Below are 13,523 nucleotides of genomic sequence, written 5' to 3' on the forward strand. Positions count from 1 at the left end.
AGCTCAACATGATCGACAGCGTAGTGGTCGCTGACGGGTGGGAACGGCTCGCAGGTGCGCAACCAAGACGATGAGCGGTGTCACGCCCGCAAACCATCAAGATTGAACAGCTATTAGGGAGCCCCGTGACCATTCACCAGTTTCGCGCAGGAGCAGAAGAGAACTCGCCTCGGGCCCCGCGCCCGGATGGATCGCTGATCGACCGACTGCGCGAAGGTGAGCCCTACGCGGTCAGCTTCGGCGGACAGGGCGGCCCGTGGCTGCCCGTGCTCGCCGAACTGGTGATCGACGCAGATCTCGATCGCAGCACCACCAAGATCGTCGAAGCCGCCGAGCGACTCATCGAGCCGGTATCCGATCAGCTCTCGGCCGTGCGTCCCGATGGTTTCCACCCGTTGAGTTGGGTGCATGCGCACAACAGCGAAGAGGCCTTGCCTGCCGGCTCGGCCCTTGCCGCCGCCCCGGTGTCGGTACCCGGCATCCTGCTGGCGCAGCTTGCCGCCATCAGCGCGAACCGCAAGCAGGGCCTCGACATCGACGCGTTGCCCCCGGTGGCCGCTGTCGGTCATTCGCAGGGCGTGCTCGCCGCAGAGGCCGTCCGGTCCGCATCCGCCGACGGTGGGTTGGGTGACGGAGCACTGCTTGCGGTTGCACACTTCATCGGTGCCGCCGGCGCGCTGATCGCCCGCCGCCGAGGCCTGTCCGTGGACGCCGCAGGCAGCCCGATGCTCTCGGTCACCCAGGTCGATCCCGCCCGCATCCAGGTTCTGGTCGACGACTATGCGCAGGGACTGCAGGAATCCGACCGCGTGTCGGCACCGGTTGTCTCGATCATCAACGGCCGCCGTTCGGTCGTGCTCTCCGGCGCACCGCGTCACCTGGCCGCGTTCATCGCCCGCTGTGAGGCAGTCGCCGCCGCTGAGGCCGCGGACCGCAAGAAGAAGCTCACCGGTGGTTCTCCGTTCGCGCCGGTCTTCGATCCGCTCTCCGTGTCGATCGCTTTCCACCACCCTTCGCTGCAAGCCGCCTGCGACCTGGTCGCCGAGTGGGCAGCCGCCTGCGACATCGACGAGGTCGCCGCGCGTCGGCTCGCCGCTGCCGTCCTGGTCGATCAGGTCAACTGGGTTGATGCCCTCGACGACGTGATCAGCGCAGGCGCGAAGTGGATCCTCGACCTAGGACCCGGCGATGTCGCCACCCGCCTGAGCGTCCCCGTGGTCCGCGGACAGGGCATCGGCCTGATCTCCGTCAGCCAACGCGGCGGACAGCGCAACCTGTTCGCACCCGGCGGCATCCCCGAAGTCCAGACCCCGTGGAGCAGTTACCGTCCCCGCATCGTGTCGCTGCCCGACGGCCGACAGGTCGTCGAGACCGCGTTCACCCGTCTGACCGGTCGCTCGCCGATGCTGTTGGCCGGCATGACCCCGACTACGGTCGATCCCGCGATCGTTGCCGCGGCCGCCAACGCCGGCCACTGGGCCGAGCTCGCCGGTGGCGGACAGGTGACCGAGGCGATCTTCGCCGAGAACATCGCCAAGCTGACCGAGCTCCTCGAGCCCGGTCGCCAGGCACAGTTCAACACCCTGTTCCTCGACCCGTACCTGTGGAAGCTGCAGATCGGCGGCAAGCGCCTGGTGCAGAAGGCCCGCGCCAACGGTGCCCCGATCGACGGCGTCATCGTGACGGCCGGCATCCCCGAGCTCGACGAGGCAGTCGCCCTCGTGTCGGAACTCGCCGATGCGAATATCCCGTACATCGCATTCAAGCCCGGAACGATCAACCAGATCCGCTCGGTGATCCGGATCGCCGCCGAGGTGCCGCACTACCCGGTGATCGTGCAGATCGAGGGTGGCCGCGCCGGTGGACACCACTCGTGGGAAGACCTCGACGCGCTGCTGCTGGCCACCTACGGTGAGCTGCGGGCCCGCCCGAACGTCGTCATCTGTGTCGGTGGTGGCATCGGCACCGCCGAGCGCGCCAGCGAGTACCTGACCGGTGCCTGGTCGGCCGCGCACGACTACCCGCTGATGCCGCTCGACGGCATCCTCGTGGGCACCGCCGCCATGGCCACCAAAGAGGCGACCACCTCGCCGCAGGTCAAGGAACTCCTCGTCAACACCCCAGGGTGTGACGAGTGGATCGGGGCCGGATTCGCCGCTGCCGGAATGGCCTCCGGTCGAAGCCAATTGGGTGCTGACATCCACGAGATCGACAACGCCGCCTCACGCTGTGGCCGGTTGCTCGACGACGTGGCCGGTGACGAAGAGGCTGTCGCCGAGCGTCGCGAGGAGATCATCGAGGCGCTGTCCCGAACCGCCAAGCCGTACTTCGGTGACGTTGCGCAGATGACCTACCAGCAGTGGCTCGAGCGTTATGTCGAGCTTGCCGTCGGCGAGGCCACCGGCGAGGCGACCTGGGCCGATATCACCTGGCGTCAGCGTTTCATCGAGATGTTGCAGCGCGCCGAGGCCCGCCTCAACGATGCCGATCGCGGCCAGATCACCACCCTCTTCGGACACAGTTCGGCCACCGACAACGCCGGTGCCGCAATCGATGCACTGATCGCGGTTTATCCGTCGGCAGGCACGGATGTGTTGCATCCCGCCGATCTGGTGTTCTTTCTCGAGCTGTGCCGCACCCCGGGTAAGCCGGTCAACTTCGTGCCGGTCGTCGACAAGGACGTCCGCCGCTGGTGGCGCAGTGACTCGTTGTGGCAGGCCCACGACCCTCGTTACAGTGCCGACGAGGTGTGCATCATCCCCGGCACCGTTGCCGTTGCCGGCATCACCCGTGTCGACGAGCCTGTCGGAGACCTGCTCAACCGTTTCGAGGCCCAGGTCGTCACCGATCTGGTCGGCGCCGGCGAGCAGCCGCAGCCGATCAGTGCCCGGCTGCGGGCCGGACTGGTCGACGTCGACGGAGTCCTCGGCAGTGTCATCGAAGCCCTGAACGTCCAGTGGTCGGGTCGTCTGGTCGCCAATCCGATTGCGCTGCTGGGTGATCGCGATGCCTGGGAGTTCCCGTCCTCAGACCGCGGTGAGCACGAGCCCAGCGGTGCCGTACTCGAACGCACCGACGACGGCGCTGTCCTGAACGTGCCGATCGGTAAGGCAATCGTCTCGATCCCGATGGTCGTCGACAGTTCCATCTTCGACGGCGGCGCCCCGAAGGTGACCGTCGACGCAGCCGCCGGTGCGATGCGCCAGCTGCTCACCGTTGCCGCAGGCGGATCGCTGACCGCGGTTGCCGACCGCACCGCGACCACCACCGCGACCTGGGATCCGGAAGCTGTCGCCGACCATGCGGCCGTGACCGCATACACGCTGCCCGAACATCTGAGCGCCTCACTGCCGCAGGGCGCAGGCGGCTTTGCCAACCCCGACACCCTCGTCGGGCTCTGCTGGCCGACCGTGTTCAGCGTGATCGGCGCGGCAACCACCGACGACGGCGCACCCGTTGTCGAGGGCCTGCTCGATCTGGTCCACCTCGACCACGTGACATCAACCGTCGGTGAGCTGCCCCGCACCAAGGCCGAGTTCACCGTCACCGCAACACTTGCCGATGTCACCGACACCGACCTGGGCCGCGTGATCACCGTTGTCGTGTCCATCGCCGACGGAGCGCGTGTCATCGCTGAGATGGCCGAGCGGTTCGCGGTGCGCGGACGCACCGGTGCCGGAGAGCTGTCCGATCCGGACCGTGCCGGAGGCGCCCTGAGTGCCAAGGCCGGTGACGCAACCCGGAAGAAGCTGCGGGAGGCCAAGGTTGCCACCCCGTCGCGGATGCACGGCTTTGCGCTGGTCTCGGGTGACCACAATCCGATCCACGTCAACGACTCGGCCGCCAAGATGGCCGGACTCGGCAGTCCGATCGTGCACGGCATGTGGCTCTCGGCCGCCGCGCAGCACGTGGCGACGGCCACCGACTCCAAGAACCCGATCCCGGTTCCGCGCGCACTGCAGGGCTGGACCGCTCGGTTCCTGGGCATGGTCCGCCCCGGAGATGAGGTGACGATCCGCGTCGACCGCGTCGGCATGGACGCCGGCCGCGACATCATCGAGGTCACCTGCAAGGTGGACGACCTGTTGGTCATGCAGGCCACCGGACTGCTGGCACCGCCCAAGACCGTCTACGCGTTCCCGGGCCAGGGCATCCAGAGCAAGGGCATGGGTCTCGACGCCCGCGCCCGCTCCAAGGCCGCCCGCAAGATCTGGGATCGTGCCGACAAGCACACCCGTGACGCACTGGGCTTCTCGATCCTGGCCGTGGTCCGCGACAACCCGACCACGCTGTCGGCAGGCGGCACCACCTACCAGCATCCCGACGGCGTCCTGTTCCTGACGCAGTTCACCCAGGTTGCGATGGCAACTCTCGGTGTTGCTCAGATCGCCGAACTGAAAGAGTCCGGAGGCTTCATCGAGGGCGCGATCACCTGTGGCCACTCGGTCGGTGAGTACAACGCGCTGGCCGCCTGTGCCGGGGTCCTCCCGCTCGAGGCCGTGCTCGAGGTCGTCTTCCAGCGCGGTGAGGCGATGCACCATCTCGTGCCGCGAGATGCCAAGGGCCGCAGCGACTACCAGATGGCTGCGATCCGGCCCAGCCAGTTCGGTCTGGCCGACGCCGACGTCATCCCCTTCGTCAACGAGACCGGTGAGCGCAGCGGCGAGTTCGTCGAGGTCGTCAACCTCAACCTGCTCGGTTCGCAGTACGCCATCGCCGGCACCGTGAAGGGTCTGGAAGCACTCGAGGCCGAAATCGAGGTGCGCCGCGCGAAGACCGGTGGCAAACGCTCGTTCATCGTCATCCCCGGCATCGACGTTCCGTTCCACTCGACGGTCCTGCGTGCCGGTGTGCCCGACTTCCGGCTTCGTCTCGACGATCTGCTGCCCGAGCACATCGACCCCGACATCCTCGTCGGCCGCTATGTCCCCAACCTGGTCCCGCGGATGTTCAACCTGGGCCGCGACTTCGTCCAGGAGATCGCCGACCTGGTTCCGTCCGAGCCGCTGAACGAGGTTCTGGCCGACTGGGATTCGTGGAGCGCCAAGCCCAGTGCCCTGACCCGGGTGATCCTGATCGAATTGCTGGCCTGGCAGTTCGCCAGCCCGGTCCGGTGGATCGAGACGCAGGATCTGCTGTTCACCCCAGCCGAGCGTGGCGGCATCGGTGTCGAGCGTTTCGTCGAGGTCGGCGTGAAGTCCGCACCGACACTGAGCGGCCTGGCAGGCAACACCCTCAAGCTCGACGACTACCAGCAGGCGATCGTCCAGGTGCTCAACATCGAGCGCGACTCCGACGTCATCCTGTCCAAGGACAGCGCGCCTGAGTTCGACGAGGACGACGACGTCGTGGCGCAGGCTCCGGCCGAGTCCGGCGCACCGGCAGCTGCTGCGCCTGTCGCCGCGGCTCCGGCCCCTGTTGCGGCTCCGGCTGATTCAGGTCCGCGTCCGGACGACATCTCGTTCGGTCCGACCGACGCCGTCAACTCGGTGATCGCGCTCTGGACCAAGATCCGTGTCGATCAGATCGGATCGGCCGACACCATCGAGGCGCTGTGTGACGGTGTCTCATCGCGTCGCAACCAGTTGCTCCTCGACATCGGGGGCGAGCTCGGATTGGGTGCGATCGACGGTGCGGCCGAAGCAGAGATGCCTGCACTGTCGACAACCGTGAACGCGCTGGCCCGTGGCTACAAGCCGCTGGGATCGGTGCTCACCGACGCGGTGGGCGATCAGATCCGCAAGGTCTTCGGACCGGCGGGCAAGCGCTCGTCGTACATCGAAGACCGCGTCACCTCGGTCTGGCAGCTCGGCCCCGGCTGGGCACTGCACACCACCGTTGCGGTCGCACTCGGAAGCCGTGACGGCGTGAGCGTGCGCGGTGGCGATCTCGGTGACCTGATCTCGACGGCACCCGCCAACACCGACGCCGTCGATGCTCTGATCGACGCTGCGGTCGCGAAAGTCGGCGTCATCAAGGGCGTTCCGGTGTCCAAGCCGGCCGTCGGTGGCGGTGGTGGCGGAGGCACGATCGACGCTGCTGCGCTGGGCGAGCTGACAGAACAGTTCACCGGACGCAGTGGGGCACTGGCCTCGGCCGCCAGGACCATCCTGGAGAAGCTCGGTCTTGCCGATGAGGATTTGGCAGGCGAGCCTGCCGAGGACAACACCGTCGCCCTCGAGCGCGTCAACGCCGAACTCGGTTCGGACTGGCTACGCGTTGTGGCGCCGGCGTTCGACGAGCGTCGCGCGATCCTGATCGACGATCGCTGGGCCAGCTCCCGTGAGGATCTGGCACGGTTGTGGATCGAAGACGAGCATGTCCTCGACCAGGATTTCTACGACATCGCCGCGCGCTTCATCGGTGCCGGTGAGACGGTGTGCCATCAGGCGACGTGGTGGCAGGGCAAGGCCCTGGCCAACGGGTTCCAGGAGCACTCGCGCCTGTACGCCCAGATCGCCCACGCCGCACAGGATCCGCAGCCGTCGTCGTATGCCGACGACGTCGCAGTGGTCACCGGCGCCAGCAAGGGCTCGATCGCGGCCGCTATCGTCGAACAACTCCTGGCCGACGGCGCAACGGTTGTCGCCACGACCTCGCGTCTGGACGATGGCCGCCTGGCGTTCTTCAAGTCGCTGTACCGCCGAAGCGCCCGCGGAAACGCTGCGCTCTGGGTGGTTCCGGCCAACCTGTCGTCGTACACCGACGTCGATGAGCTCGTCTCGTGGATCAGCAGCGAACAGACCGAGAACCTCGGTAGCAAAACAGGTGTGGTGAAGCCGGCCCTCAAGCCGACGCTGCTGTTCCCGTTCGCCGCGCCGCGGGTTGCCGGCGACCTCACCGATGCCGGTGGTCGCGCCGAACTCGAGATGAAGGTGCTGCTGTGGTCGGTCGAGCGGTTGATCGCCGGTCTCGGTGACATTGCCGCCGATCATCACCTGGCCGCCCGTCTGCACGTGGTGCTGCCGGGTTCCCCGAACCGTGGAATGTTCGGTGGAGACGGTGCCTACGGCGAATCCAAGGCTGCACTCGATGCGCTGGTGAAGCGTTGGGGCGCCGAGGATTCGTGGAACTCGAAGGTCACCCTGGCCCACGCCCTGATCGGCTGGGTCTCCGGAACCGGCCTGATGGGTCACAACGACGGACTCGTCGAGGCAGTGGAGGCTGCCGGCGTCAAGACGTGGTCGACGGCCGAGATGGCCACCGAGCTGCTCAAGGCCGTCACCCCCGAGGCGCGTGCGCAGGCACGCACCGAACCGTTGCAGCTCGATCTGACCGGTGGGCTCGGCGATGCCAAACTCGACATGAAGGCACTGGCGCAGGCACAGGCCGACGCGGCTGCCGCGACCGAGGACGACACCGAAGACGACGAGCCGACCGTGGCGGCACTGCCCGCACCGGCTCGCGCACCCGAGTCGACCGCTCCGGCGTGGGGCAACATCGACGCCCGCCCCGAGGATCTCGTGGTGATCGTCGGAGCCGGAGAGCTCGGACCATACGGCAGCAGCCGGACCCGTTTCGAGATGGAGGTCGCGGAAGAACTGTCGGCCGCCGGTGTGCTCGAACTGGCCTGGAGCACCGGACTGATCACCTGGGAAGCCACCCCGAAGCCGGGGTGGTACGACGCCGAATCCGGTGATCCCGTGGCGGAGGCGGAGATCGCCGACCGCTACCACGACGCTGTGGTGGAACGTTGTGGCATTCGTCGGTACGTCGACGACGGCGACATGATCGACAACACCTCACCGTTGCTGACGTCGGTGTTCCTCGACAACGACCTGACCTTCTCGGTGGCGTCCGAGGCAGAGGCGCGCTCGTTCCTCTCCGCGGCTCCCGACAAGACCAAGATCAAGGTCGACCAGGAGAGCGGCGAATGGCAGGTGACCCGCATGTCGGGCACCGAGATCCGCGTCCCACGCAAGTTCAAGTTGAGCCGCACCGTCGGCGGTCAGATCCCCACCGGATTCGATCCCACCCGCTGGGGCGTGTCGGCGGACATGACCGAGTCGGTCGACCGCGTGGCGCTGTGGAACCTGATCGCCACCGTGGATGCCTTCCTGGCCTCCGGATTCGAACCGTCCGAACTGATGCGCTGGGTGCACCCGGGGCTGGTCGCCAACACCCAGGGCACCGGTATGGGTGGCATGACGTCGATGCGGTCGCTGTACCTCGACACCTTCACCGGTGAGGCCAAGGACAACGCCATCCTGCAGGAAGCTCTGCCGAATGTTGTTGCCGCCCACGTGGTGCAGTCGTACATCGGTAGCTACGGCGCGATGATTCATCCGGTCGCCGCCTGTGCCACCGCCGCCGTCTCGGTTGAAGAGGGTGTCGACAAGATCAAGCTCGGCAAGGCGCTGTTCGCGGTCGCCGGCGGTTTTGACGACCTCGGTATCGAGGGCATCGTCGGATTCGGTGACATGTCGGCCACCGCGGAGTCGTCAAAGATGGCCGCACAGGGCATCAACGAGCGTCGCTACTCTCGCGCCAACGACCGTCGGCGCGGCGGATTCGTGGAATCCCAGGGTGGCGGCACGATCCTCCTCGCCCGCGGTGATGTCGCGGCCGAGATGGGTCTGCCGGTTCTCGGAGTTGTCGGTTGGGCACAGAGCTTCGGCGACGGCGTCCACACGTCCATCCCGGCGCCGGGTATCGGTGCATTGGGTGCGGCTCGTGGACAGAAGGATTCGGGCTTCGCCCGGTCGCTGCGCCAGCTGGGTGTGAGCCCGGACGACGTGGCGCTGGTCTCCAAGCACGACACCTCGACCAAGGCCAACGACCCCAACGAGGCGAACCTGCACGAGCGTCTCGCCGCGGCCATCGGCCGCAGCGATGGTGCGCCGCTGTTCGTGGTCTCGCAGAAGTCGCTGACCGGTCACGCCAAGGGTGGTGCCGCGGCCTTCCAGCTGATCGGCCTGTGCCAGATGCTGCGCGATGGCGTCATCCCGCCGAACCGCAGCCTGGACTGTGTCGACGAGGCCATGGAGGAGTACAAGCACCTCGTCTGGCCGACCGAGCCGCTGCACTTCGGTGACCGGTTTGCACTCAAGGCAGGTCTGCTGACCAGCCTCGGATTCGGTCACGTCTCCGGACTGATCGCCGTCGTGCATCCGGAAGCCTTTGTCGCATCGCTTGATCCGGCTCAGCGTGAGCAGTACCGGACCGCGGCCGCAGAGCGCTCACGGTTGGGACAGCAGCGTCTGCTGGAGTCGATGTTCGGTGGAAAGCCCGCCTACCAGCGGCCGCCGAACCGACGGTTCGACGACAGCGCGTACGAGGGTGACCAGGAAGCGGCGATGCTGCTCGACGGTGACGCCCGGTTGTCGGCCAACGGACACTACTGAGTCATGACGGTTATCGGAGTGGGGATCGACCTCGTGTCGATCCCCGGCTTCGCCGAGCAGCTGCAGCAGCCGGGCACCACATTCGCCGACCGGTTCACGGTGGGGGAGCGTCGCGACTCTGCATCCGGCACCGGCGATGACGCCAGGCATCTGGCTGCGCGGTGGGCGGCAAAGGAAGCCGTCATCAAGGCCTGGTCGGTGAGTCGGTTCGCGCGGAAGCCGTTGTTGCCGATGATCCGTCACGGCGACATCGAGGTTGTCACCGACACGTGGGGTCGGCCTGCGATCAGACTGGGTGGCGAGATCGCCGGGCATCTGGAAGGCACTGTCGTGCACATCTCGCTGACCCATGACGGTGACATGGCAGCAGCTGTGGCAGTCATCGAAGAGGCCCCGAAAGAAGACTGAATCACCCGTTCGGGCAAAGCCGCCGGATCACTCTGTGGTCTGGCGGCTTTCGGGGTTTTCGAGCATCATGTACCGCCCGAGCATGAGTTTGAGTTCGGCCACGGTGTCGGCATGGTTGTGGCCTTCCTGCACCGAGAAACTGAGCAGCGAATACGCCGTGTGTACGAGCAACTCCGACATCAGGGCGCGGCGGTCGCGCTGCGGTGTCAACGGGGCGATGATGCGCGCCACCTGGGCGGCCAGGGCGCGTTCGTGGACTGTCGCGGTTGCTCGGGTAGCCGGGGTCGACTGAACGGCCAGCCACACGGCCCGCCGGGACGGATCGTCGTGCCAGAGTCGGGCGAGGTGATCGATGAATTTCTCCAGCAGGCGTGGCCAGTCCAGTGACGGGATCTCCGCGGCAAAGGTCGCCAGCTCATCCTGAACCCCGGCAGCATCTTCTCTGTCGAGCTCACAGACCACCACGTACTTGTTCGCGAAGTACTGATAGAGGGTGCCGATCGGGACATCGGCGCGGGCTGCGATGTGTTCGCAGGTCAGTGACTCGAACCCGACCTCGATGAGCAGTTCCCGTGCAGCGGCCAGCATCGCGTCGAAACGCAGCTGGCTACGTTGCTGCGTTGGTCGCTTGCGGGGGACCAACGGCTCGGCACTGAGCAGTCGGGACGCACCGGATCCCGGAGCACTGGTTTTCAGTGCACCAGTGGTTCCGTGTCCGGGGCCCGGCTGCCGATCCGCCATGAACGAGCCTGTCTCCGGTCAGACCGAGAGATCGCGGCGCAGCTTGGCCACGTGGCCGGTGGCCCGCACATTGTATTGGGCGGCAGCGATTTTGCCGTCCGCATCGACGAGGAAGGTGGAGCGGATCACGCCGGTCACCGTTTTGCCGTACATCTTCTTCTCACCGAACGCGCCCCAGGCCGTCAGGACCGACTTGTCCACATCGGACAGCAGCGGGAACGTCAGGTTTTCCACATCGCGGAATTTCGCGAGCTTGGCCGGCTTGTCTGGCGAGATCCCGATGACATCGATGCCCTCGGTGTTGAGTTCGGCAAGGCTGTCGCGGAAGTCGCAGGCCTGCTTGGTGCAACCGGGTGTACTCGCTGCCGGATAGAAGTAGACGATCACCTGCCGACCGCGGTAGTCCGCGAGGGAGACGATGTTCTCGTCTGCATCGGGCAGGGAAAAATCGGGGGCGTCGTCGCCCACAGCCAAGCGTGTGTTCTCAGTCATCGAACTCAGGCTAGCCGAGTAAGTAAACAGTGTGGCGCAACACGTGCAACATGGTCGGTGAACTACCGTAGAGCAGAAGACCTGACCGGACCGATCCACGCCCACAATCTGCGGCGAGGACGGCACTGTACCGATGGAGGACCTGTGGCACGCGACACCGACAGCATCGAACGCGATATCGAGCGGGCCCGCGATGAACTGGCGGGGACACTCGATGCGCTGGCCTCCCGTGCCAACCCTCAGCGCCTGGCCGATGACGCCAAGGCGACCGTCCTGGCCACCGTCCGCAAACCGGCGGTTGCCGGGACGCTGATCGCGGTGGGCGTGGTCGTCGTCGCCATTGTGATCAAGAAGATCGTCAACTGAACGAATGAACGGCGGGGCACCGCCGTCCTCGCACGCCCGCTCGGTGGCCAATGGTCACCTGGTGGGCGTTTGTGGTTTTCGGGCCACCCGAGGATGTGCGGACTTCTCGCGATGAAGTGTCACTGATCGGCGATGTGCAGTAGTTGGATCACTGCGGCCGAATGTCGTTCGGGCAAAAGAAAAACCCCCAGTTGCCTGGGGGTTCAACTCTCTTGTGCGCCATCAGGGACTCGAACCCCGAACCCGCTGATTAAGAGTCAGCTGCTCTGCCAATTGAGCTAATGGCGCTTGCTTCTTGCCTTGTTCTTCACTTCGTCTTGCGAGATAGAACGCTATCAGGCCGACCCTCGGAAATAAAAATCGCCTGGTCGACCGGCTCGAGGGCGTGGAAACCACTGGTCCGCAGCGGGCTTCGTGTAGTGAGCGTCACATTATCGACGGTTTATTGTTTCATGCACGTCGGGTTTAACACGTACACTTTCGCCTAGTTAGTTTCTTGCCCGCGTCGTCGGGCCTTAGTCAGATCTTGGGAGTGTGATGGGGTTCAGGCAGGCCTCTGTGACCCGGAGGGCGAGTACGCCCACGGTTCTGTTGATTCTGTTGGTGACACTCGCGGGTGTCGCGTCGGCATGCTCGTCTGATCCCAAGCCCGCGAAGTACAGCGATCAGGTGGTCAGCACAACACCGTTCGACGATCTGCTGCAGCCCGCGGTCGAGGTCACCGGCTTGGCGAACGAGCCCGTCATCGACGGCGACGTCGGTTTCGCGCCGGGTGCACCCGTGCAGGTGACCGCAAACGATGGTCGCCTGACCGATGTCAAGGTCACCAACACGGCCGGCGTGGTCGTGCCGGGTGTCATGTCGGACGACAAGAAGACGTGGACGGTCCCGGCGGGCTCGTTCGGTTACAACAAGCGGTACACGCTCGTCGCCGACGCCAAAGGCATTGGCGGCAAGACCCAGTCGAGCCGGACATTCACGACCAGCTCGCCGAACAACTTGACCCAGGCCTATCTGCTGCCGGAGAAGGGTTCGACCGTCGGTGTCGGAATGCCGGTCTCGATTCGCTTCGACGAGTCGATCCCGAACCGCAGGGCCGCCCAGGACGCGATCACAGTCAAGACCGATCCACCGACCGAGGGCGCGTTCTATTGGCTCAGTGACACCGAACTGCGCTGGCGGCCGGAGAACTTCTGGAAGCCCGGCACCAAGGTCGATGTCGCGGTCAACACTTACGGAATCGACCTCGGGGACGGCCTGTTCGGTCAGGAAAACCTCAAAACGAACTTCACCATCGGCCGCGAACTGATCGCTGTTGCGGACGACAACACCAAGACGATCACCATCACCGAGAACGGTGAGGTCATCAAGACCATGCCGACTTCGATGGGTAAGGATTCGACACCCACGGACAACGGGACGTACATCATCGGAGACCGTCTCGATGAGATCGTGATGGACTCGTCGACCTATGGCGTTCCGGTGAACTCTCCGGCCGGATACAAGCTCGACGTCGACTACGCGACCCAGATGTCCTGGAGCGGTATCTACATCCACTCCGCGCCATGGTCGGTCTACGCGCAGGGTAGCGAGAACACCAGCCACGGCTGTCTGAACGTCAGCCCGGACAACGCCCTGTGGTGGGTGCAGAACTCGCTACGCGGCGACGTCGTCACCGTGAAGAACACGGTCGGTCCCGAGCTGTCGGGCACCGATGGCCTCGGTGACTGGAACATCCCTTGGGCGACCTGGAAGAAGGGCAACGCCTGAGTCGGGCTGCTCTCCGGTTGGTCCCTGTCATGGACCGTTGACGCCGGGTGGTGATCGTCGAAAGACGGTTACTGCCCGGCGTTTGTCATATGAGCCCCTGAAACCCTCGAACCCGAAGTCGGGTGTCGCAGTGGGACAACGAAGGCCGCTGCGGCGAAATGAGGACCGAAGCCGGGGCCGGGGGAATCGGGGGCCGGGCGAGCGGGGGACGTTAACGCAGAAACGGTCTACCGCGCCGAAGCGCGATAGACCGTTTCTGATTGGGGTGGACGACGGGACTCGAACCCGCGACAGCCAGAATCACAATCTGGTGCTCTACCAACTGAACTACGCCCACCATCGGTACCCGCTGAGCGGGACCGGAACTAACTTTAGCGGTATGCCGGGCAGAAACTCCAATCG

Annotated in this window: 6 protein-coding genes and 2 tRNA genes; 4 read left to right on the plus strand and 4 right to left on the minus strand. The window is 65.7% G+C overall.

What is annotated here, in order from left to right:
* The first annotated feature begins 125 nt into the window (after positions 1 to 125).
* Together AC1TQG_RS16995 and acpS are read left to right on the plus strand one after the other, a co-directional pair.
* Positions 126 to 9,344 carry a fatty acid synthase subunit beta domain-containing protein gene (locus tag AC1TQG_RS16995; protein WP_482138862.1) on the plus strand — a complete coding sequence of 3,073 codons (9,219 nt, stop codon included), beginning with the start codon at positions 126 to 128 and terminating at the stop codon, positions 9,342 to 9,344.
* Between the two features lie 3 nt (positions 9,345 to 9,347).
* On the plus strand, positions 9,348 to 9,752 hold the full coding sequence (gene acpS, locus AC1TQG_RS17000; protein WP_482138864.1) for a holo-ACP synthase AcpS: 405 nt from the start codon (positions 9,348 to 9,350) through the stop codon (positions 9,750 to 9,752).
* A gap of 27 nt (positions 9,753 to 9,779) precedes the next feature.
* Here the strand turns inward: acpS and AC1TQG_RS17005 are convergent, their stop codons facing one another.
* Together AC1TQG_RS17005 and bcp are read right to left on the minus strand one after the other, a co-directional pair.
* Positions 9,780 to 10,493: a TetR/AcrR family transcriptional regulator gene (locus AC1TQG_RS17005; RefSeq protein ID WP_482138866.1), complete on the minus strand. Its 714-nt coding sequence runs from the start codon at positions 10,491 to 10,493 to the stop codon at positions 9,780 to 9,782.
* A gap of 18 nt (positions 10,494 to 10,511) precedes the next feature.
* Positions 10,512 to 10,985, minus strand: coding sequence for a thioredoxin-dependent thiol peroxidase (bcp, locus tag AC1TQG_RS17010; protein ID WP_482138868.1), 474 nt, complete (start codon positions 10,983 to 10,985; stop codon positions 10,512 to 10,514).
* A gap of 144 nt (positions 10,986 to 11,129) precedes the next feature.
* Between bcp and AC1TQG_RS17015 the strand changes: the two genes are divergently transcribed.
* The gene (locus AC1TQG_RS17015) at positions 11,130 to 11,351 is read left to right on the plus strand and encodes a DUF3618 domain-containing protein (protein ID WP_482138870.1); all 222 of its coding nucleotides are present in this window, start codon (positions 11,130 to 11,132) and stop codon (positions 11,349 to 11,351) included.
* Positions 11,352 to 11,566: 215 nt separating this feature from the next.
* Here AC1TQG_RS17015 and AC1TQG_RS17020 read toward each other — a convergent pair.
* A tRNA-Lys gene (locus tag AC1TQG_RS17020) sits at positions 11,567 to 11,639 on the minus strand.
* A gap of 249 nt (positions 11,640 to 11,888) precedes the next feature.
* Here AC1TQG_RS17020 and AC1TQG_RS17025 point away from each other — a divergent pair.
* Positions 11,889 to 13,121: a L,D-transpeptidase gene (locus AC1TQG_RS17025; RefSeq protein WP_482138871.1), complete on the plus strand. Its 1,233-nt coding sequence runs from the start codon at positions 11,889 to 11,891 to the stop codon at positions 13,119 to 13,121.
* 261 nt (positions 13,122 to 13,382) lie between these two features.
* Here AC1TQG_RS17025 and AC1TQG_RS17030 read toward each other — a convergent pair.
* Positions 13,383 to 13,458 (minus strand) — tRNA-His (locus AC1TQG_RS17030).
* Positions 13,459 to 13,523 lie beyond the last annotated feature (65 nt).

The organism is Williamsia sp. Y844, from assembly GCF_056786475.1.

Excerpts from the sequence above, each read along its gene's own strand:
- AC1TQG_RS17005 (WP_482138866.1), bottom strand. The coding sequence starts at position 10,493 with ATGGCGGATCGGCAGCCGGGCCCCGGACACGGAACCACTGGTGCACTG.
- AC1TQG_RS17025 (WP_482138871.1), top strand. The coding sequence starts at position 11,889 with ATGGGGTTCAGGCAGGCCTCTGTGACCCGGAGGGCGAGTACGCCCACG.
- bcp (WP_482138868.1), bottom strand. The coding sequence starts at position 10,985 with ATGACTGAGAACACACGCTTGGCTGTGGGCGACGACGCCCCCGATTTT.
- acpS (WP_482138864.1), top strand. The coding sequence starts at position 9,348 with ATGACGGTTATCGGAGTGGGGATCGACCTCGTGTCGATCCCCGGCTTC.